Origin of the sequence: Pseudomonas frederiksbergensis, assembly GCF_003732275.1 — a bacterium.
In the GTDB taxonomy this organism is placed as follows: Bacteria; Pseudomonadota; Gammaproteobacteria; order Pseudomonadales; family Pseudomonadaceae; genus Aquipseudomonas; species Aquipseudomonas frederiksbergensis_H.
The window spans coordinates 78,464-99,042 of the sequence record NZ_MOBM01000010.1 but is presented as its reverse complement, the minus strand read 5'-3'; the positions used below and the strand labels follow the sequence as shown (position 1 = coordinate 99,042).

General features: G+C 60.7%; 17 protein-coding genes and 2 pseudogenes. 8 read left to right on the top strand and 11 right to left on the bottom strand.

Annotated features, from left to right (window positions below; translation table 11 throughout):
- The first annotated feature begins 15 nt into the window (after positions 1–15).
- Both BK662_RS07170 and BK662_RS07165 read left to right on the top strand, forming a co-directional pair.
- Positions 16–1,050, top strand: coding sequence for a purine-nucleoside phosphorylase (locus BK662_RS07170; protein WP_123357492.1), 1,035 nt, complete (start codon positions 16–18; stop codon positions 1,048–1,050).
- A gap of 316 nt (positions 1,051–1,366) precedes the next feature.
- Positions 1,367–1,594, top strand: coding sequence for a DUF6555 family protein (locus tag BK662_RS07165; protein ID WP_008071169.1), 228 nt, complete (start codon positions 1,367–1,369; stop codon positions 1,592–1,594).
- Positions 1,595–1,664: 70 nt separating this feature from the next.
- Here the strand turns inward: BK662_RS07165 and BK662_RS07160 are convergent, their stop codons facing one another.
- From BK662_RS07160 to BK662_RS07130, 7 genes are all read right to left on the bottom strand, one after another.
- Entirely contained in the window at positions 1,665–1,823 is a 159-nt protein-coding gene (locus BK662_RS07160; RefSeq protein ID WP_123357491.1) for a metallothionein, read from the bottom strand.
- A gap of 304 nt (positions 1,824–2,127) precedes the next feature.
- On the bottom strand, positions 2,128–3,804 hold the full coding sequence (gene ctpM, locus BK662_RS36040; protein ID WP_511262097.1) for a methyl-accepting chemotaxis protein CtpM: 1,677 nt from the start codon (positions 3,802–3,804) through the stop codon (positions 2,128–2,130).
- A 184-nt stretch (positions 3,805–3,988) separates the two neighbouring features.
- Positions 3,989–5,305, bottom strand: coding sequence for a Na+/H+ antiporter family protein (locus BK662_RS07150; protein WP_123357490.1), 1,317 nt, complete (start codon positions 5,303–5,305; stop codon positions 3,989–3,991).
- A 253-nt stretch (positions 5,306–5,558) separates the two neighbouring features.
- Entirely contained in the window at positions 5,559–6,872 is a 1,314-nt protein-coding gene (locus BK662_RS07145; protein WP_123357489.1) for a sensor histidine kinase, read from the bottom strand.
- A complete protein-coding gene (locus tag BK662_RS07140) occupies positions 6,869–7,537 on the bottom strand; it encodes a response regulator transcription factor (RefSeq protein ID WP_123357488.1) in 669 nt (222 codons plus the stop codon). The genes BK662_RS07145 and BK662_RS07140 overlap by 4 nt, the downstream gene beginning before the upstream one ends.
- 3 nt (positions 7,538–7,540) lie before the next feature.
- Complete coding sequence (locus BK662_RS07135) at positions 7,541–7,822, bottom strand: PepSY domain-containing protein (protein WP_375538984.1); 282 nt, start codon at positions 7,820–7,822, stop codon at positions 7,541–7,543.
- A 38-nt stretch (positions 7,823–7,860) separates the two neighbouring features.
- Positions 7,861–8,169 (bottom strand): PepSY domain-containing protein, encoded by a 309-nt coding sequence (locus BK662_RS07130; RefSeq protein ID WP_123357486.1) that lies wholly within the window; start codon positions 8,167–8,169, stop codon positions 7,861–7,863.
- A 325-nt stretch (positions 8,170–8,494) separates the two neighbouring features.
- Between BK662_RS07130 and BK662_RS07125 the strand changes: the two genes are divergently transcribed.
- The 5 genes from BK662_RS07125 to codA all read left to right on the top strand — a co-directional run bounded on the left by BK662_RS07125 (position 8,495) and on the right by codA (position 14,061).
- Positions 8,495–9,574: a patatin-like phospholipase family protein gene (locus BK662_RS07125; RefSeq protein ID WP_123357485.1), complete on the top strand. Its 1,080-nt coding sequence runs from the start codon at positions 8,495–8,497 to the stop codon at positions 9,572–9,574.
- Between the two features lie 255 nt (positions 9,575–9,829).
- A complete protein-coding gene (gene queD, locus BK662_RS07115; protein ID WP_003173033.1) occupies positions 9,830–10,186 on the top strand; it encodes a 6-carboxytetrahydropterin synthase QueD in 357 nt (118 codons plus the stop codon).
- Between the two features lie 262 nt (positions 10,187–10,448).
- Positions 10,449–11,279: an alpha/beta fold hydrolase gene (locus BK662_RS07110; RefSeq protein WP_123357553.1), complete on the top strand. Its 831-nt coding sequence runs from the start codon at positions 10,449–10,451 to the stop codon at positions 11,277–11,279.
- Positions 11,280–11,528: 249 nt separating this feature from the next.
- A complete protein-coding gene (gene codB / locus BK662_RS07105) occupies positions 11,529–12,800 on the top strand; it encodes a cytosine permease (RefSeq protein WP_123357484.1) in 1,272 nt (423 codons plus the stop codon).
- 13 nt (positions 12,801–12,813) lie between these two features.
- Positions 12,814–14,061 carry a cytosine deaminase gene (gene codA / locus BK662_RS07100; protein ID WP_123357483.1) on the top strand — a complete coding sequence of 416 codons (1,248 nt, stop codon included), beginning with the start codon at positions 12,814–12,816 and terminating at the stop codon, positions 14,059–14,061.
- A 130-nt stretch (positions 14,062–14,191) separates the two neighbouring features.
- On the opposite strand, the gene BK662_RS07095 is transcribed toward codA, so the two are convergent.
- A complete protein-coding gene (locus tag BK662_RS07095; protein WP_123357482.1) occupies positions 14,192–15,184 on the bottom strand; it encodes a diaminopimelate epimerase in 993 nt (330 codons plus the stop codon).
- A 169-nt stretch (positions 15,185–15,353) separates the two neighbouring features.
- Here BK662_RS07095 and BK662_RS07090 point away from each other — a divergent pair, with 169 nt between their 5' ends.
- Positions 15,354–16,505, top strand: coding sequence for an MFS transporter (locus BK662_RS07090; protein WP_123357481.1), 1,152 nt, complete (start codon positions 15,354–15,356; stop codon positions 16,503–16,505).
- A 114-nt stretch (positions 16,506–16,619) separates the two neighbouring features.
- Here BK662_RS07090 and BK662_RS07085 read toward each other — a convergent pair.
- The 3 genes and pseudogenes from BK662_RS07085 to BK662_RS07075 all read right to left on the bottom strand — a co-directional run.
- A pseudogene (locus BK662_RS07085) lies at positions 16,620–18,938 on the bottom strand (TonB-dependent siderophore receptor); the annotation flags it as partial.
- 11 nt (positions 18,939–18,949) lie between these two features.
- Positions 18,950–19,328: pseudogene (locus tag BK662_RS35150) on the bottom strand (sigma-70 family RNA polymerase sigma factor); the annotation flags it as partial.
- Positions 19,329–19,444: 116 nt separating this feature from the next.
- Positions 19,445–20,566, bottom strand: coding sequence for an MFS transporter (locus tag BK662_RS07075; RefSeq protein WP_123357480.1), 1,122 nt, complete (start codon positions 20,564–20,566; stop codon positions 19,445–19,447).
- Positions 20,567–20,579: the final 13 nt, after the last annotated feature.

Sequence of the window (20,579 nt, the reverse complement as noted above, 5' to 3'; positions counted from 1 at the left end):
GAATCAGGAGGTTTTATGAAGGCAATAACCCGTCTTTCCCTGTGCGTGGGCCTGGCCTGCAGCAGCCTGCTCTCTTCCGCCGCGTGGGCTGGCGACGCCCCGATCCAGCCGAAAGTGATGCTGATCACCATGTTCGCCCCCGAGGCGCAGAACTGGATCGATCGCCTGGAGCTCAAGCAAGAAGTGCGCGTACCGGGCCTGTCCGCCGAGTACCCGAATATTCGCTGCAACACCCAACAGGTGTGCCTGATGGTCACCGGCATGGGCCAGACCAATGCGGCGGCCTCCACCCTGGCCCTGGCGCTGTCGCCGAAATTCGACCTGCGTAAAAGCTACTTCCTGATCGCCGGGATTGCCGGCATCAGCCCGCACCACGGCACCATCGGCACCACCGCATGGGCGCACTATCTGGTGGAGTTCGGCACCCAGTGGGAGCTGGATTCCCGGGACGCGCCGAAAGACTGGCCGACCGGTTACCTGGGCATCAACACCAAAGGCCCGAACGAAAAGCCGCCGCTGGACTACAAGACTGAAGTGTTCGAACTCAATCCGAAGTTGCAGGCCAAGGCATTCGCCCTGAGCCACAAGGTCCAGCTGAGCGAGAGCAAGGAATCAGCGATATGGCGCTTGAAGTATCCGTCTGCGCCGGCCAATCAACCGCCAGTGGTAACCCAGTGCGACACGCTGGCGGGCAATACCTGGTTTTCCGGGACGCGGTTGAGTGAGCGGGCGGAAGTCTGGACCAAGCTGCTGACCAATAACGAAGGGGTCTATTGCACGACTCAGCAGGAAGATAACTCTACCTACGAGGCGCTGCTGCGCGCCAGCCGCGAGGGGTTGGTGGATGTCCGGCGTCTGGCGGTGCTGCGCGCCGGTTCCGACTTCGACCGGCCGGCGCCGGGCCAGAGCGAGGTGGATAACTTGCTCAAATACGCCGATCAGGGCGGTTTTGTGCCGGCGCTGGAGAACCTGTACCGCACGGGGAATCCGTTGGTGCAGGAGATTTTGCAGAACTGGTCGGCTTGGGAGAAAGGTGTGCCTGAGGTCTGAGTTCGGCTTCAGACGTCATCGCGAGCAGGCTCGCTCCCACAGTGGTCTGTGTTGGTCACAAAGCATGTGAGCGGCGCAGATCAACTGTGGGAGCGAGCCTGCTCGCGATAGGGCCAGAACACTCAACATAAATGCCAACTGTGACGGTTCCGCCGGCGCACCTTGGGCCATAGGCTAGGATCATCTAGGGGTCAGGAAGGCTCCATGATCACGAGGCGTCCGGCTGTCGCCAGTCACTGTCACCGTCCGACAATTCGACTGAATTTTCCCCGCGCCTCGCGATCCCTCTATAACTACAGGGAGGAATACAGGCTTTATGAACAATGCAAAACTTTTCGTTATTGAATACACCCTTCATGGCCAGCCCAAGTCTTTCATTATCCGCCTGGACAAAATGGACAATGCAGAGGCTTGGCACTGGGCAAGTTGCGACGCCGGAGTCGGCCGGATCCCGCGCTTTGGCCGTGAACGGGTGCAAAAGACCAGCAAACCGCTGGCGGAAAAATTCGGCATCGAGAATGTGACCTGGCGACCGGCCAGTTGAGCGTCAAAAAGGAGGGGAAAGATTCAAACCGAAGTGGAGCCTGGACGGCTCCACTTTTTTGCCTGAACGGTCAGTGTTGAGCACACTTGCAGCCTTTGGTGGCGCAGGCTTCACCGTTTTCATGATGTTTGGCGCAGGCTTCACAGCAATAGTGCTTGCCGTGACGCACGATGGGGTGTTCACCCAGCTTACAGTTGCATTTCGGGCAGTCGCAGGTACCGTCATTCATAGTCTGACTCCATGGTGAGGGTCGTCCGGGCGTCGCGGATGCGCGACACCTGAAGCAAATGACCGCCCGCCCCGGATACGGGTTCAAACAAACGCTTGGACGGTGCTTGCTTACTAATGAGGGTAGTCGCGATGCGGAACCTGTGGGAGCGTGGCTTGCCCGCGAAAGCGTAGTGTCAGTCGATATCAATGTTGAATGACACGACGCCTTCGCGGGCAAGCCACGCGCCCACAGGATTATCGTCGCTCAAATTTCTTAACTTACCGGCATTGGGGCAAACCCCTCGCCCCAAAAGCACTATCAATCAGATACGAAATTGCCCGACCAGTTGCCCCAGCCGTTGACCGAGGTCGGCCAGGCTGCGCGAGGTCTGGGCGCCGAGCTGGGTTTCGTCGGCGACGCTGTCTACGGCCACGGCGATTTGATGCACGCTGCGGTTGATCTCTTCGGCCACGGCGGTTTGCTCCTCGGCGGCGCTGGCGATCTGGGCGTTCATCGAATTGATGGTGCCGATCAACTGGGCCATGGCATCCAGAGATGCCCCCGCCTCGTTGGCCTGGGCCGACGTGCCGTCGCCGGCCTCGCTGGAGCGGCGCATGGCTTCGACTGCCGATTGGGTGCCGGCCTGCAAGCGATCGATCATGCTCTGAATTTCCTGGGTGCTGATTTGCGTGCGACTGGCCAATGCACGCACTTCGTCGGCGACCACCGCAAAACCTCGCCCGGCCTCACCGGCGCGGGCCGCTTCAATGGCGGCGTTGAGCGCCAGAAGGTTGGTCTGCTCGGCAATCGAACGGATTACCCCAAGTACGCTGACAATCGACGACACGTCTTTCTGCAGGCTGTCGAGGGACACGCCACTGCTGCGAATGTCGTTCACAAGCGCATGAATCTTCACGATGCTGCCGGCCACCACGCGCTTGGCGGCCTGGCCTTCTTCATCGGTCTGCTGGGCTGCGACAGCTGCGTTTTGCGCGCTTTTGGCCACTTCCTGAGCCGCCGTCGACATTTCGTTGATCGCCGTGGCCACCTGATCGGTTTCGTGACGCTGGCGCTCCATGGCCTGATCCGAACGCTGGGCCTGATCAGAGACCTGATTCACCAGCCCGGTCAGTTGCGAGGTCATTTCAGTGATCTGCCGTACCAAGCCGTGGATCTTGTCGACGAAACGGTTGAACGAGCCGGCCAGTTCGCCGAGTTCATCCTGGCTGGTGATGGTCAGGCGCCGGGTCAGGTCACCCTCGCCCGCCGCGATGTCGTCGAGATTGGCTTTCATCAGGTTCAGCGGACGCAGAATGGTGTTGGCCAGCAACATCCCGGCCGCGGCGATCAGCAGCAGCACCACCACGGCAATCCCGACAATGCTCAGCACCACGCCTTGCATGCGTTCCTGGACCTTGATCTCAACCAGCGCCACTTGAGCTTCGATACCGTCGAGGTTGACCGAGGTGCCGACCGCCATGTCCCACTTCGGCAGGTATTCGGTGTAGCCGAGCTTGGGCACCAGCACTTGGGTGTTACCGGGCAGCGGTGAGCTGTATTGCAGGTAGTGAGTACCGTCCTTGGCGACTTTCACCAGGTCGCGGTTGACGTAGACGCCGTTCGGGTCGCGGTTATCTTTGAAGCTCTGACCCACGCCTTCCGGGCTGTTGGCCTTGAACAGGCGCACGGTGTTGGAGTCGTAGCCGAAGAAGTAGCCGTCCTTGCCGTAGATGATGCTCGACAGCAACTTGATCACCTGCACCCGCGCCGCATCATCGCCGGGGGCGGCCGCGTCGTAGAGCGGTTTGATCGTGGTCATGGCCACGGCGACGTAACTTTGCAGGGTTGCCTTGGCATCGCTGAGCAGGCGCTGACGGGTTTCCTCGACTTCCTTGCGGGCCTGCTCCTGCAGAATGAACAACGTGGTCAGGCTGATGACCAGCGCAAAGAGCAGCACCGGGAGGACGGCAAGGGACAGGACTTTAGCCTTCAGGCTCATGCGCATGACGTTCACTCTTTTGATTTTGTTGGCGTGGGTAAAGGCTTTAACGGCAGGCCAATTCAAAAGTTGAACGCGGTCATTGTGGGAGCGAGCCTGCTCGCGATGGCGGCGATACATTTAGCATCAATGTGACTGATAGATCGCAATCGCGAGCAGGCTCGCTCCCACAAGGTAGTAGCCGTTACAGAACCATCGCCGCCACCCAGCCAAACGCCAGGAGCGGCAGGTTGTAGTGCAGGAAGGTCGGGACCACGGTGTCCCAGATATGGTGATGCTGGCCGTCGATGTTCAGACCAGAGGTCGGACCCAGGGTCGAGTCCGAGGCCGGTGACCCGGCATCGCCCAACGCACCGGCAGTGCCGACGATGCACACGATGGCGATCGGGCTGAAGCCCAGTTGCACGCACAACGGCACGAAAATCGCCGCCAGAATCGGCACCGTGGAAAACGACGAGCCGATGCCCATGGTCACCAACAATCCGACCAGCAGCATCAACAGCGCACCAATGCCTTTGCTGTGGTTGATCCACGAGGCCGAGGACTCCACCAGCGTCTGCACATGACCGGTGGCTTTCATCACTTCGGCAAACCCGGACGCGGCGATCATGATGAAGCCGATCATCGCCATCATCTTCATGCCTTCGGTGAACAGGTCATCGGTGTCGCGCCATTTGACGATCCCCGACACCGAAAAGATCAGGAAGCCCACCAGCGCCCCGATAATCATCGAGTCCAGCAGCAACTGAACAATGAACGCGGCGGCAATGGCCAGACCGGCGATCATCAGGCTCATTGGGTTGTACTGCACCGCGACCTGTTCGACTTTCTCGATTTTCTCGAGGTCGTAAACGCGCTTCTTGCGGTAGCTGATGAACGCTGCCGCGAGACCAAACACCATGCCCAGCGCCGGAATGCCCATGGCATGGGTGACGTTGATACCGCTGATGTCCACGCCACTGCGGGCGACGTTGGCCAGCAGGATTTCATTGAGGAAGATGTTGCCGAAACCCACGGGCAGGAACATGTACGGCGTGATCAAGCCGAAGGTGATGACACAGGCAATCAATCGACGGTCCAGTTGCAGTTTGGTCAGCACATATAACAGTGGCGGCACCAGCAACGGGATAAAGGCGATATGAATCGGCAAAATGTTCTGGGAGGCGATGGCCACCACCCACAGCAGGCCGATCAGCAGCCATTTGACATTTCCGCCACCGTTGGCGTGCTGGCGATCGACCATGGCCAGGGCTCTGTCGGCCAGCGCATGGGCCAGGCCGGACTTGGCGATGGCCACCGCGAACGCGCCGAGCAAGGCGTAGGACAACGCAACCGTCGCCCCGCCACCGAGGCCATTGTTGAAGGCTTTCAGGGTCGCGTCGATGCCCAGGCCACCGGTCAAGCCACCGACCAGCGCGCCCACAATCAGCGCGATCACCACATGCACGCGGGACAGGCTGAGTATCAGCATGATGCCGACCGCGGCAATTACTGCATTCATTGTTGTTACCTCAAAAGCAGCGCGGTGAGGCAATCACCGCCAAACGGAATGAGTCCGGCCGGCAGCCTGCATGAGCGCCGCCAGCGGATGGAGAAAAGGGTTTTATTAGAGGGCGCGCACTGTGCCGGACCGCTGCCGCCTTGTCAAAGCGAACACCCCGTCTGGACCGGGACATGGGTTACCCCGGTTAGTGGTTGTCCGCAAAATTTGCAGGCAACACCGATCCAGTGTGGGAGCGTTCTTTGGATTGAGGTCAGCGCTTGGGCAAATCGATCGTGACCTTCAACCCGCCCCACTCGCTTTCCTGCAACTTCAACACCCCACCCCATGTATCGACGATGTCGCGCACGATGCCCAATCCCAAGCCATGCCCATCCGTCTGTTCATCGAGCCGGGTACCGCGGCTGAACACCTGAGCGCGCTGGTCTTCGGGAATCCCCGGGCCATCGTCTTCCACGTTCAACTCGAACCTGTCTGCTGTTTCGACCACGCTTAACCGCACCTCGGCATCCGCCCATTTGCAGGCGTTGTCCAGCAGATTGCCGAGCAACTCCAGCAGATCTTCGCGATCCCACGGCAGCTGCAGACCGGCCGGTGCCCGGTAACTGAGATCGAGGTGTTCGCCGTGAATCATGTTCAACGTGGCCAGCAACCCCGGCAGCTCGGCATTGCAATCGAACAATGCCCCCGGCAGTGCATCGCCGGACAGTCGGGCGCGGTTGAGTTCGCGATTGAGCCGTTGCTGAACCTGTTCCAGTTGCGCCTGCATGACCTTGCGCAACTGCGGGTGGGCATCGAGTTTTTCGCTGGAAGCCAGGCTCAACAATACCGCCAGAGGGGTTTTCAGGGCATGGCCGAGGTTACCCAACGCATTGCGCGAGCGCTTGAGGCTGTCTTCGGTATGGGCCAGCAAATGGTTGATCTGCGCCACCAGCGGTTCCAGCTCCAGCGGCACTTCTTCGTCGAGTTGCGAGCGCTGGCCCTGCTGCAACTGGGCGATTTGCTCGCGGGCCTTTTCCAGCGGGCGCAAGGCGCGGCGCACGGTGATGCGTTGCAACAGCAATATCAGCAACAGCCCCGTCAGCCCCAACCCGAGGCCGACCTGTTGCATTCGCCGGAAGCTCTCGCGCACCGGGGTGTAGTCCTGGGCGACGCTGATGGAAATCGCCTGGCCCAACCGACGGTAGTCCGAACGCAATACCAGCAGCTGCTGCCCTTCCGGCCCCAATTGCAGATTGCTATGCAGGCCAGGGTGTCCAAGCTTCGGCAGCTCCTGATCCCATAACGAGCGGGAACGCCAATGGCTGTCGGCGAAATCGATACGAAAGTAATGCCCGGAGAACGGTCGCTGATAGGCCGGCGACAAGTGCCGCTCATCCAGTTGCAATCCCTGCGGCCCACGCACCAGCGCCACCAGCAGGTTTTCGCTGTCGTTGCGCAGCCCGGCCTCGAGGTAACGCTGCAATCCCATTTCAAACAGCCACAGGCTGGTTTGCGCCAGGACCAGGCCGACGATCACCATCACACTGATCAGTCCCAGGCTCAAACGGCGCTGGATCGACCTCACTGCGCTTGCCCGCCGAACAGGTAACCCTGACCGCGACGGGTTTCGATCACGCTACGGCCGAGCTTGCGTCGCAGGTGATTGACGTGAACTTCCAGCACATTGGAATCGCGCTCGGTTTCACCGTCGTAAAGGTGTTCGGCGAGATGGCTTTTGGAAAGGATCTGTTCGGGGTGCAGCATGAAGTAGCGCAGCAGGCGAAACTCGGCGGCGGTGAGCTGGATGTCCGCGCCGTCGCGGGTCACGCACTGGCGACCTTCATCCAGATGCAAACCGGCGGCCTTGAGCGTCGGCTGATTGGCGTGGCCGTGGGAGCGGCGTAACAGTGCCTGGACCCGCAGGTGCAGCTCTTCGGGGTGAAACGGTTTGGTCAGGTAATCGTCGGCGCCGGCCTTGAGGCCTTCGATCCGCTCGGCCCAGGAATCGCGCGCGGTAAGGATCAGCACCGGCGTGGCCAAGCCGCCGGCCCGCCATTGTTCCAGCACGTCGAGCCCCGGCAAACCCGGCAGGCCGAGATCGAGAATGATCAAGTCATAAGGCTCGCTGCTGCCCTGGTACACCGCATCGCGGCCATCGGCCAGCCAGTCCACGGCGTAACCCTGCCGGTTGAGGCCGGCCATCAATTCGTCGACCAGCGGCACGTGGTCTTCCACCAGGAGCAAACGCATCGGTCAATCTTCCTTGTCTTTCAGTAAATGGCCGTTGGTGGCGTTCAGGTCCAGCTCGCGCACCACGCCTTCGCTGGTCAGCAACTCGACCTCATAAACATAGACGTCGTGATTCTCTTCAAGCTCGGCTTCCAGCAGTTTGGCCCCGGGATAGCGGTCCAGCGCTTGCTGCAAGAGCTGCTCCAGCGGCAGGATCACACCTTGTTGGCGCAGGCGCAGGGCTTCGTCCTGATCCAGGTCGCGGGCCATGACCACCGAGCAAAAAGCCAGGAGCGCCAGCGCCATTCGACTGCTGGCGCGCCGATTAAAAGAAAACACCTTCATTACGTATCCTGATGATCCTTGAGAACCTGCCCGCTGACAGCGTCCAATTCCAGGTCCCACTCAAGGCCCTGCGGGTCGCGCAGTTCCACCTGGTAGATGTACTTGCCGTACTCTTCTTCAAGCTCGGTTTCGGTGATTTTGGCGCCGGGGTGTTTGGCCAATGCCGTGGCGTTGAGCTTCTCGAAGGACACAATGGTACCAGCGTCGCGCAGCCTCAGGGCTTCGTCAGGGCCGAGGTCGCGAGCGTGGGCGATGCTGGTGGTCATGGCGATGATGGAGGCGGTGAACAGGGCAGTCAGGATTTTCATGGGTGTCTCCGTATTTTTTTATGTGTTGCTACGAGAGCTACCTTAGTGATTCGAACTTAACTGAAACTGAATTGCCATCACTGATGATTGCAATGCGACATTACTGGCACACAAATCCCCTGTAGGAGCTGCCGAAGGCTGCGATCTTTTGATCTTTGATTTTTGGCGTTCATGACGCAGCCAAAGATCAAAAGATCGCAGCCTTCGGCAGCTCCTACATTGATCGGGGGCGCTTAACATTCAGCAAAAATGTCGACTGTTACACCGCTTTCGCGAGCAAGCCCGCTCCCACATAATCCCCCGCCTGCCAGACATCGAGACCGGTATGACCGCGATCCACATCAAGTTCCCTTCCCTGACCCTCAAGGCCGGCCCGCGTGCCTTGGCGCGCATCCGTGCAAATGGCTTGAGCGCCGCCGATGTGGGTACGTTGCCGGGCGCCGCCGGCGGCCCGAAAGCGTTGGGGATTCAGGGGCTGGATCTGGCACTGTTCGGCGAATGGCTGCCGGCGGCGCCCCGGGAGCGTTCGCTGATTGGTGCGTCGGTGGGTTCCTGGCGCTTCGCCAGCGCCTGCCTGCCGGATGCCGCAGAAGGCATTCGCCGCCTCGGCCATCTGTACACCGAACAGCACTTCGCCAAGGGCGTGACCATGGCGCAGATCAGCCAGAGCTCCCGGCGCATGCTCGATGACTTGCTCGACGGCCGCGATGCGTCGATTCTGGACAACACCCACTACCGACTGAACATCATGGTGGTCAAAAGCCATGGTCTGCTGGCGGACGATCATCGCGGTCGGCTGGGGTTGGGCCTGTCGTCGGTGATCGCCGACAACCTGCGCGGGCGCACGCGGCTGTCGCGGCATTTCGAGCGGCTGATCATCCACGACCCGCGCCTGGCGCCACCGGTCAACGCGCTGAATGACTTCCCGTCGCGCTTCGTTGCGCTGGATGCCGGCAACCTGCGCCAGGCCCTGCTCGCCTCGGGTTCGATCCCGATGGTCATGCAAGGCGTGCGCGATCTGCCGGGTGCCGGCACCGGGACATTCCGCGATGGCGGTCTGCTGGACTATCACCTCGACCTGCCCTACAGCGGCAACGACATCGTGCTCTACCCGCACTTCACTGATCGAGTGATCCCCGGCTGGTTCGACAAGACCCTGCCGTGGCGCCGCGCCTGCCCGGTGCGTTTGCAGGATGTTCTGTTGCTGGCGCCGTCCAAGGAATATCTGTCGCGCCTGCCCTACGGCAAACTGCCGGACCGGAACGATTTCAAGCGCTTCATGGGCGACGCCCCGAGCCGGCAGAAATACTGGCGCACGACGATGGATGAAAGCCGTCGCCTGGGCGATGAGTTCCTTGAACTGGCCGCCAATGGTCGCCTCGGCGAGCGCTTGCTGACCCTCTAGTGCCCTGTCTCGCCAATACTGTTCCTTTTTGACGGTGGCTGTTGTCGCCATGCTGCGTTGCCGCTCCTCGCCATAGCGGGCTATGACTCGTCGCGGCGCCTTGCCTGACGACAACAGCCACTCGCCAAAAGAGGAACGTATTGGTGAGACAGGACACTGGTCAGTGTTTTCCCGCATCGCCAAACACAAGCTGGTAAACTCGCCACCTGCCCATATCGCCGCGGCGATCGCCACCTGACAGAGCTGAACATCACTGTGGAAATCTTCAAAGAATTTACCTTCGAGTCCGCCCACCGCCTGCCCCACGTGCCGGACGGCCACAAGTGCGGTCGCCTGCACGGTCACTCGTTCAAAGTGGCGATTCACCTGAGCGGCGACCTCGATCCGCACACGGGCTGGATCCGCGACTTCTCGGAAATCAAGGCGATCTTCAAGCCGCTCTACGAGCGCCTGGACCACAACTACCTGAACGACATTCCCGGCCTGGAAAACCCGACCAGCGAAGTGCTGGCCAAGTGGATCTGGAATGAATTGAAGCCCCTGCTGCCGGAACTCAGCGCGATTCGTATCCATGAGACCTGCACCAGCGGTTGCATCTATCGTGGTGAGTAAACCAATTTAAAGACAACGAAAATCCCCTGTGGGAGCGACCTGTGGCGAGGGGGCTTGCCCCCGTTGGGTTGCGAAGCAGCCCCAAAATCGCTGATACACCAAAGATCTTGTGAGTGCTACGCACTCAAACGGGGGCAAGCCCCCTCGCCACAGGGCTCCCACAAGGGGAACTGCGTTTCGTCAGGGAATAGAGAAACAGCCTTCAATGGCTGTTTTTTTATGCCTATGCTTCTTGGCTCGCACATGCCAAGAGGACGCTCCCATGGCTGACTGGCCGCTCGCTCAGACCTATCGCTTCAACGGGCATTCCGTGCGCTACGCCGTACGTGGCGACGGTCCGCCGCTGGTATTTGTGCATGGCACGCCCTTCTCTTCTTATGTGTGGCACCGGATTGCGCCGCACTTCATCACCACGCACCGGGTGCACTACTTCGATCTGCTGGGTTACGGGCAATCCACACAGCCGGAAGGCGATGTGTCGCTGGGCGTACAAAACCTGCTGTTGGCGCAATTGCTGGACCATTGGGGCCTGGAGCGGCCAGACGTAGTGGCCCACGATTTCGGCGGCGCCACCGCGTTGCGTGCGCATCTGCTCAACGGCAAGGATTACCGCAGCCTGACGCTGATCAATCCAGTGGCGCTGTCGCCCTGGGGTTCGCCGTTCGTACAGCATGTGCGTCAGCATGAAGCAGCGTTCAGTGGACTGCCCGATTACATTCAGCAGGCGATTGTGCCGACCTATATTCGTGGCGCGATCAAGCGCGAGATTCCCGATCATGAGCTGGCGCCCTATGCGCAGCCTTGGCTGGGAGACCCGGGACAAGCGGCGTTCTACCGGCAGATCGCGCAGATGGATGAACGTTATACCCGCGAGGTCGAGGGGCTGTACCCGACGATTCGCTGCCCGGTGCAGATTCTTTGGGGGAAGGACGATCAGTGGATTCCCATTGAGCGCGGCCAGGCGCTGCATCAGATGATTGCGGGGTCGCAGTTTCACGCCATTGCCAATGCCGGGCATCTGGTTCAGGAGGATGCGCCGGAGGCGATTGTGGCGGCGATATTGCGATTTTTGCCCCTGCATAAATCCCCCTGAAAAAACCGAATCAAATGTGGGAGCGAGCCTGCTCGCGATAGCGGTCTGACAGTCACCCGAGTAGTGAATGTGCCACCGCTATCGCGAGCAGGCTCGCTCCCACATGGGTGCTGTGTTCCTTCAGGTGCACCGCTTTCGAGCCCTCTTCGGGCCAAATCCGCCTGCTCGTCTATAAATAACAACACCCTCGCGCCATTGGCACGAGCACTGCAACACCCTCCGCGTCCTCCATCCAGCAAGGAACGCCACATGACGCAGAACGATTCGGGCAACGATTACCCCCTCAGCGAAGTCCCGATGCATGCCCGCAAGGGACTTGCCTCCACCGCCATGGTGCTACTGGGTTTTACCTTCTTCACCGCAACCATGTTTGCCGGCGGCAAGCTTGGCGTGGCGTTCAGTTTCGGCGAGATGATGGCGGTGATTATCGTCGGCAATCTGCTGCTGGGGATCTACGCCGCGGGGCTGGGCTACATCGCCTTCAAGAGCGGCCTCAACTCGGTGCTGATGGGACGTTTCTGCTTTGGTGAAGTGGGCAGCAAACTCAGCGACCTGATCCTGGGTTTCACCCAGATCGGCTGGTACGCCTGGGGCACCGCGACGGCGGCGGTGGTGCTGGGCAAGTATTTCGAACTGAGCGACGGCACCGTTCTGGGGCTGATGGTGCTGTTCGGCCTGGGCTTTTGCGCGACGGCGTATATCGGCTATCGCGGGTTGGAGATTCTGTCGTACATCGCCGTGCCGGCCATGATGTTGCTGCTGATGCTGTCGATGTGGGTCGCCACGGTGAAGGTCGGCGGGCTCGAGGGCTTGCTCGCGGTGGTTCCGACAGGAACGCTGGATTGGTCGACCGCCATTACCCTGGTGTTCGGCACGTTCGTCAGCGGTGCGACGCAAGCAACCAACTGGACACGCTTCTCCCGTTCAGCGCGGGTTGCGGTGCTGGCGAGCCTGATCGGCTTCTTCGTCGGCAACGGTCTGATGGTGTTGATCGGTGCCTACGGCGCCATCGTCTATCAGCAACCGGACGTGGTCGAAGTGCTGCTGTTGCAAGGTTTCGCCATGGCCGCGATGGCGATGTTGCTGCTCAACATCTGGAGCACTCAGGACAACACCATCTACAACTTCGCCGTCGCCGGCTGCAACCTGCTGCGCACCGGCCGGCGCAGAACCGTGACCCTGGCCGGTGCGGTGATCGGCACGCTGCTGGCACTGCTGGGCATGTATGACATGCTGGTGCCTTACCTGATTCTACTGGGCACAGTGATTCCACCGATTGGCGGGGTGATCATGGCGGACTTTTTCTTTCGCTATCGGGGCAGCTACCCACGCCTGGCCGACACACGGTTGCCCGCCTTCAACTGGCCGGGACTGAGCGCTTATGCGGTCGGCACATTTGCCGCCTTCAGCTCGCCGTGGGTCGCGCCGCTGGTAGGGATTGCCGTAGCCGCGCTAACGTATGTGCTATTGACCGGGGTACTGGGTGCCCGTACCGCCGACGCGCCATTACAAGATCTCTAAAAGGATTCGCCTCATGCATATCATCAACGCCCGCCTGCGCAACCAAGAAGGCCTGCATGAGTTGCACCTGGAAAACGGCCTGATTCACAGCATCGCCCGGCAAACCGAAGCCCCGTCACTGGGGCCTGACGACCTGGACGCCGGCGGTAATCTGGTGGTACCGCCCTTCGTCGAGCCGCACATTCACCTCGACGCTACCCTGACCGCCGGCGAGCCGCGCTGGAACATGAGCGGCACGCTGTTCGAAGGCATCGAGTGCTGGGGTGAGCGCAAAGCGACCATCACCCAGGAAGACACCAAGACCCGCGCCAGGAAGACCATCCAGACCCTCGCCGCCCATGGCATTCAGCATGTGCGCACCCACGTCGACGTCACTGACCCGGAACTGACCGCGCTCAAGGCAATGCTCGAAGTCCGCGAGGAAAGCCGTCATCTGATCGACCTGCAAATCGTCGCGTTCCCTCAGGAAGGCATCGAGTCGTACCGCAACGGCCGAGAGCTGATGGAAGAAGCGATCCGCTTGGGCGCCGATGTAGTCGGGGGCATTCCGCATTTCGAGTACACCCGGGATCAGGGCGTGAGCTCGGTGAAGTTCCTCGTGGACCTGGCCGAGCGCACCGGTTGTCTGGTGGACGTGCATTGCGACGAAACCGACGACCCGCACTCACGCTTCCTTGAAGTGCTGGCCGAAGAGGCCCGCAGCCGCGACATGGGTTCACGCGTCACCGCCAGCCACACCACGGCCATGGGCTCTTACGACAACGCCTACTGCGCCAAACTCTTTCGGCTGCTCGGGCATTCGGGGATCAGTTTTGTCTCCTGCCCGACCGAAAGCATTCACCTGCAAGGACGCTTTGATAACTTCCCGAAACGCCGTGGCGTGACCCGGGTGAATGAGTTGCTCGAAGCGGGGATGAACGTGTGCTTCGGCCAGGATTCGATCGTCGACCCGTGGTATCCGCTGGGTAACGGCAACATTTTGCGGGTGCTCGAGGCTGGGTTGCATATCTGCCACATGCTCGGTTATCGCAATCTGCAGAGCGCGCTGGATCTGGTGACCGACAACAGTGCCAAGGCCATGAACCTGGGCGATCGTTATGGGCTGGAACAAGGGCGACCGGCGAATCTGCTGATTCTGTCGGCGGACAGCGATTACGAGGTGATTCGTAGTCAGGGTTTGCCGCTGTATTCGGTGCGGGGTGGCAAGGTGTTGATGAAGCGGCAGATGCCGGTGGTGGAGTTCTGCAGCGATATGAGCTGAAGTTCAGGTTGTTTGAGCCGACGCCATCGCGAGTAGGCTCGCTCCCACACTGGATCGTTGTGAACACAAATACCGTGTCCACCGAAGATCTAATGTGGGAGCGAGCCTGCTCGCGATGGCGATCTAAAATTCAACCCATCAACCGCGCCGTACCAAACAATCTGACCCGACTCAACTCGCCATCCAATTCCTCCAGCAAAATCGGCGCCGTGCCGCCAGGCATGACCACCTTCACTTCCCCCGCCGTCACCCACCCCACGCGCCACGCCGCACACGCCACCGCACTGGCGCTGGTGCCTGACGAGGCGGTCGGCCCTTCGCCGCGCTCGAACACCCGCGCAACGATTCGGCCCTCGGATTCAAGCATCGCCCATTGCAGGTTCACCCCAGCCACACACGGCTGCCCTGCCCCGGTTGGCATGGCATAGGCGATTCGGGTCAATCCTTCGGCCAACGCCGATTCGCGCATCTGTGTGTTACTCGGCAACGCATCGGCGCCTGTTACCAACGTCACGCAATGCGGATTGCCGATGCGCACGAACTGGCTGTGATTCCAGGCAGGATCGAGCGACGACAGTGGCTGCACATGACTGACTTCGCTCCCCTTCAATGTCACGGGCTCAACCCCTTGCGCCCCCACCGCTTCAGGCCCGAACGATGGCTGCCCCAGGTCCAGCCAGAACCCGTTCACACCCTCGATCTCGGCGGGCTTCACTGAAGTCTCCACCGGCGAAACCGCATCGCTCTTGTCGTGATGAACCCTGAGCAGACAGGCCTCTTCCGTCGACATCAGCCCTTGTTCGCCAAGGGCCTGGGAAAAAATCGTCAAGCCATTGCCACTGCGCTCGGCCAGGGTGCCGTCGGTGTTGACGATCAGCAGGTCAAAAGGCGGCGACGATTGAAACGGCCCTACCAGCAGTCCATCGCAGCGATGCGCCTTGCTGCCGGGCGGTTGTGCACCGGGCGCCCAGGCGCAGAATGCCTCGATGGCCGACAACGCCCAGGCTTCACGGGTTTGCGCGGCATGGCTGGCCAGCGCAGACAGTTCGATACCGCTACTGCGCACGTCGTCCGGTGCCACCACCGCGTAGATATTGCCCCGAGCATCGTAAATCCGCGTCATGGCGCCCCCCTCTGTGAACAATTGATGCGTCGACGATATCGCGAAACAGCGGCTGGCTGTGCAAGGATGTCACCCTGCCTGACTGCGATTCCACCCGGACGTGATGAGCGAACCCTTTGTGGTTGTTCACTGTCCCTTGGGGACGCGACGTTTTTTGCCAAGGATTGATATGACCAACCTCAATACCCAAGCCACCTTCGTCCCCGGACGTCTGGAACAGATGTCCACCCGCATCGCCTTTTTCATCGCAGGCTTCGGCATCGCGGCCTGGGCGCCGTTGGTGCCTTACGCCAAGGCGCGGGCCGGGCTGGATGAAGGAACCCTCGGGCTGTTGTTGCTGTGTCTGGGGGTGGGCTCGATTCTGGCGATGCCCATGGCCGGTATTCTGGCTACGCGTTTCGGTTGCCGTCGGGTGTTGAGCGGCGGGACTTTGTTGATCTGTGCAGCACTGCCGCTGTTGGCGACGGTGTCTTCGATTCCGGCGTTGATCGCCGCGTTGTTCATGTTCGGCGCGGGCCTGGGCACGGTGGATTCTACGGTGAACCTGCAAGCGGTGATCGTCGAGCGGGCCAGCGGCAAGACCATGATGTCGGGGTTTCATGGGTTGTTCAGCCTTGGTGGGATCGTCGGCGCGGCGGGTGTCAGCGCGCTGCTCGGCCTGGGGATGTCGCCGCTGGGGGCGATGCTGGTGGTGATCGTGCTGCTGGTGGTGGCTTTGCTCAAGGCCGCGCCGCATCTGTTGCCCTACGGCAGCGAAAGCTCCGGCCCGGCGTTTGCCGTGCCGCATGGCATCGTGCTGTTTATCGGCGGGATGTGTTTCATCGTGTTCCTGGCCGAAGGCGCGGCGCTCGACTGGAGCGCGGTGTTCCTGGCGCAGGAGCGCGGGATCGACACGGCATATGCAGGGCTGGGTTATGCGGCGTTTGCGCTGACCATGACTGTCGGGCGTTTGACCGGCGATGCCATTGTCCGGCGCCTCGGTGCGACACGAGTGATTGTGTTTGGTGGCCTGACGGCTGCGGCGGGTCTGGCGCTGGCGACATTTGCACCGAGCTGGGAAGCGGCACTGGTGGGGTATGCGCTGCTGGGCGCTGGCTGCTCGAACATTGTGCCGGTGCTCTATACCGCCGTAGGTAAACAGACCGTCATGCCGGAAAGCATTGCCGTGCCGGCCATTACCACTCTGGGTTATGCAGGGATTCTCGCCGGGCCTGCGGTGATCGGCTTTATCGCCCATGGCAGCAGTTTGAGTTTTGCCTTTGGGTTGATGGCGGTGTTGCTGGTGGCCGTGGCGATTGGCGGGAAGGTGTTGAAGGTTTAAAAGCTTCGCGAGCAGGCTCGCTCCCACATTTGATCTACGTCGTACACAAATGTTGTGTTCACTGAAGATCTATTGTGGGAGCGAGCCTGTTCGCGATGAATCCACCTCGGTCTATCAGAACCCGACACTGGCCTGCACAAAGAATGTACGCGGTGCGCCGACGTACATCCCCGAGTTGTTGTCGCTGGAGCGGGTGAAGTATTGCTTGTCGAAAATGTTCTTCACCCCCGCGCCCACTTTCAGGTTCGACAGTTGCGAGCCAAAGTCATATCCCCCACGCACGTTCCAGGTGACATAACCCGGGATGTCGCCGTATTGGCCGTCCGCACTGCCTTCGGTGATGTAGTTGCCGCTGAAACTGCCATCAGCGTTCACCGCGGTACCCGGCGAGCGCTGTTTGGACTGGGCAAAGGCATCGAGGTTGTAGGTCCAGCGGTTGACGTCGTAACGCAGGCCGGCGGTCGCCACCTGACGCGAGTAGAACGGTAGGTCACGGCCCTTGAAGCCTGGAATCTCGCCTTCATAAACGGCGCGAGTGTAGGTGAAACCGGCGTTGGCGGTCAGGCCGTCGAGCCGAGGGTCCAGCGCCGCCATGTCGTAATGCACCGAGGCTTCAAGGCCCTGGTGCGTGGTGGCGCCGAGGTTGGTCCAGCCCACATCGTTGCTGATGTATTGCAGTTCTTTATCGAAGTCGATGTAGAACAGCGTCACCTCCCCGCCCCACACGTCATCGTTGTAGCGCGTGCCGATCTCGTAGGTCTTGGCCTTTTCCGGGTTCAGACCATTGGCGGTGTTGTCACCCGAACCACCCTGACCGAGCTGGAAATATTGCAGGCTGCCAAACGAGGTTTCGTAGTTGGCGAACAGCTTCCAGGCCTCGGATAGGTGATACATCACGCTCAGGGCCGGCAGCGGTTCGTTGCTGTCGATGCTGCGGCGCTTTTCCTGCACAGGTCTGCCGGCGGTGTCGAGAACCGGCCGGTCGTGCCATTCGGTGCTGATGCCTTCGAAACGGATGCCGGGGGTCACGGTCCAGTTGCCGACGTCGATCTTGTCATCGATGTAAACGGCGTGGGCTTCGGTGCCCCCGGTGCGATCCTGGAACACATGACCATCAGAGGTTTTGGTGACCACCGGCTGGTTGTTCACCAGCGCCAGACGGCTCGCCTCTTCATGCATGCCTTCTTTCAGGTAGCGATAACCCACGCTGGCTTCCTGAGTGGTCGGACCGACATCGAACACATGGGACACCCGCGGTTCGATGCCGAAGGTGTAGTAAGTGCGCGGATAAGAGCTGAGGGTTTTCTGGTCGCGCGCGGCGATGGTGCTGCCACGAAAACTGTCGGAATAGTAGGTCAGCACTTCGGCCTGGGTGCGGTCGTCGATCTGCCGAATCCACTTGAAGGACACGTCCTTGCGGCGGCCGCTGAAGTTGTCATGGTCGCGGTCGGACTGAAACGGATCAGCGTCGTACTGCTTCTGCGTCAGGCCACCGGGCATGTCGGCGCTGGCGTCGTAGTAATGGAAATTGAGGCTGAAATCGTCCTGATCGGTGGGCGCCCAATGGGTCTTGAGGATCACGTCGTCGATGTCATTGCTGTTGTTGCTTTTGCGATAACCGTTGCCGTTCACGCCGGAATACAACAGCGCCACGCCCATGCCGTTATCGGCGGTGCCACCGAGAAACGCGGTGTCGATGTGTTTCCAGCCACCACGCTGAGTGGTTTCCAGGGTAGTGGCGATTTCACCGGTGGCTTTCTCCGGAATCGCGCGGGTGACGAAGTTGATCACGCCACCGACGTTCTGCGGCCCATAACGCACGGAACCGGCGCCGCGCACCACGTCGATGCTGTCGAGGTTGCCGGAAGAAATCGGTGCCATGGACAGCTGCGGTTGCCCATAAGGGGCGAAGGCGGCCGGCACGCCATCGATGAGCACGGTGGAGCGTGGCGACAGGCGCGAGGTCAGGCCGCGCACGCCGACGTTCAGGGAAATATCGCTGCCGCCGGTGCCATTGGCGTCCTGCACTTGCACGCCGGGTACGCGACGCAGCACGTCACCAACGTTCATGGCGCCCTGCTCGACCATGGCTTCACGACGGATCACCGTGCGCGCGCCGGGATGGTTTTGCACCACAGCGGCGTCGGCATCACCGAGCCAGTCGCCGACCACTTTGATGTCGGTCACGCCCAGTTCCAGCGGGCCGTTGGCGGCGGAAGTCGGGGCTGGCATCAGGGTCACCGAGCCTGCATCGATCTGATATTCCAGACCGCTGCCTTGCAGCAATTGGCGCAAAGCCTGTTCCGGTGAAAGATTGCCGTCGACTGCCGGGGCCTGTTTGCCCGCCACCAGTTCCGGGCTGAAAAAAACCTGCAGCGAGGTTTGCTGACCCAGCTGACTCAAGGCCTGACCCAACGGCTGCGCCTGAATATGAATGGCATCGGCAGCTTCTGCCAGACGAACACCTTGCGACAGTTGACCGGCAGCTCGGTGAGCGCCCGTTCGATGGAATCCGCCAACTGGATCGCGTGCATGAAATGCTCCGGGTCCGGACGACGACACACTGTGATCGATCGCCTCGGACTCCATGGCGCCCCGCCGATCCTCACGCCGATAACCGTCCACCGCAATGTTGCGCGCGGTCTGGTGCAAATACGCCCGAGGTTGTTGCACCGCCGCCGAATCGGACTCAAGCACCCGCACGAAGGTGTCATGGGCCAGGTCCTCGGCCTGCTGACGATTTCTCAGGCGACGGGTCCAGGTGCCGATCAACTCTTCGTAATGCTCGAAAAAGCCGTGTCTGCGGGGCAGCTTGGGGGTCATTGCGGTGTGCTGTGGAGAGGAGACGTGAGTAGTAATGCTTCCTATTAAGCAGAAGCAATGCATTCCACTGGCTGGGTGAACATACAAGACATGCCCTACAGCGCGCATATTTTTGGTCAGCTTTCTGTCCCTGCCAACAACACGGCCAGTGCGCCGCACACCATCAAGGTTTCACCCAACGCCTGACTCCAGGCTGCCAAGATCAGCCCACCGCCAATCAACAGGTAATACATCAAACCAAACAGTGCGCCAGCCGTGCCCAGTCGATCGCCGTAACTCACCAAGGCCGAGCCGAGGATGTTCGGGATTGCCATACCGAACGCTAAAACCACCAGCAGCATCGCCAGCACGAACAGACCGCTGTCCTGCATCAGCCATACGCCGATGCCACCCAGCAATGCCAACAACGCCGCAAGCCGAATCAAGCGCGGGCCCCTGACCCCTCGATGGAGCAAGCGCTTGTTGAGCCAGGCGCCAAGACCGGAACCCAAGGCCAGGATCACACCGCTGTAACCGAAATACTGCGCACTCAAGCCCAGTCGCTCGAATACGAAGGGGCCGAGGCTGTAGTAGCTGAACAAGGCTATGTTGAATAGCGCGACCAATAGCGTCGAACGCCAGATATCGCGGTCTTGCAGCATCCGCCACAGTGTCTCGAACAGCTTGGCCGTGGTCAGGTGCTGCGGTCGGGTTTCCGGTAACGCACGTAAGCACCACAGCAACAACCCCAGCGACAGCAGCAACAGACAACCCTGCACACCTCGATATCCAAAGGCTTGCACCAGACTCGTCCCGCTGAACAAGCCAATCGCCGGGCTCGCGGCAAGGGCGATACCCATCACCGAAAATACCTGAGCCAGTTCCGCGCCCTTGAAGCGGTCGCGCAGCAGGGTTTGCGTCACCACCGAGCCGACTGCGGCGCCAAACGCTGCCAGCGCCTGAGCCCCCAGCAATGCACTGAAGGTGCTGACGCTCATCGCCATCACTGTCGCGCCGACGTACAACGCCAACCCGGCGAGCATCGAGAGCCGACGGCCAATACGGTCACACATCCGGCCCCACACCACTACGCCGAACGCAAAGGCCAGAAAATACACCGACAGCGTTTGTGCTGCCGCTTGGGGGCCGACAGCAAACACCTGACCGATATCCGCCAACGCCGGGCTGTAAAGGGTTTGGGCAATTTGCGGAAACATCAGCAAGGCGATCGCCAGCACCAGCAGGCTTCTGGAATTCATCACGACTTCACTC

Excerpts from the sequence above, each read along its gene's own strand:
- BK662_RS07125 (WP_123357485.1), top strand. The coding sequence starts at position 8,495 with ATGACCGCGATCCACATCAAGTTCCCTTCCCTGACCCTCAAGGCCGGC.
- BK662_RS07140 (WP_123357488.1), bottom strand. The coding sequence starts at position 7,537 with ATGCGTTTGCTCCTGGTGGAAGACCACGTGCCGCTGGTCGACGAATTG.
- codA (WP_123357483.1), top strand. The coding sequence starts at position 12,814 with ATGCATATCATCAACGCCCGCCTGCGCAACCAAGAAGGCCTGCATGAG.
- BK662_RS07090 (WP_123357481.1), top strand. The coding sequence starts at position 15,354 with ATGACCAACCTCAATACCCAAGCCACCTTCGTCCCCGGACGTCTGGAA.
- BK662_RS07135 (WP_375538984.1), bottom strand. The coding sequence starts at position 7,822 with ATGGCGCTGGCGCTCCTGGCTTTTTGCTCGGTGGTCATGGCCCGCGAC.
- BK662_RS07150 (WP_123357490.1), bottom strand. The coding sequence starts at position 5,305 with ATGAATGCAGTAATTGCCGCGGTCGGCATCATGCTGATACTCAGCCTG.
- BK662_RS07110 (WP_123357553.1), top strand. The coding sequence starts at position 10,449 with ATGGCTGACTGGCCGCTCGCTCAGACCTATCGCTTCAACGGGCATTCC.
- BK662_RS07170 (WP_123357492.1), top strand. The coding sequence starts at position 16 with ATGAAGGCAATAACCCGTCTTTCCCTGTGCGTGGGCCTGGCCTGCAGC.
- BK662_RS07130 (WP_123357486.1), bottom strand. The coding sequence starts at position 8,169 with ATGAAAATCCTGACTGCCCTGTTCACCGCCTCCATCATCGCCATGACC.
- BK662_RS07075 (WP_123357480.1), bottom strand. The coding sequence starts at position 20,566 with ATGAATTCCAGAAGCCTGCTGGTGCTGGCGATCGCCTTGCTGATGTTT.
- BK662_RS07160 (WP_123357491.1), bottom strand. The coding sequence starts at position 1,823 with ATGAATGACGGTACCTGCGACTGCCCGAAATGCAACTGTAAGCTGGGT.
- BK662_RS07165 (WP_008071169.1), top strand. The coding sequence starts at position 1,367 with ATGAACAATGCAAAACTTTTCGTTATTGAATACACCCTTCATGGCCAG.
- ctpM (WP_511262097.1), bottom strand. The coding sequence starts at position 3,804 with ATGAGCCTGAAGGCTAAAGTCCTGTCCCTTGCCGTCCTCCCGGTGCTG.
- BK662_RS07095 (WP_123357482.1), bottom strand. The coding sequence starts at position 15,184 with ATGACGCGGATTTACGATGCTCGGGGCAATATCTACGCGGTGGTGGCA.
- codB (WP_123357484.1), top strand. The coding sequence starts at position 11,529 with ATGACGCAGAACGATTCGGGCAACGATTACCCCCTCAGCGAAGTCCCG.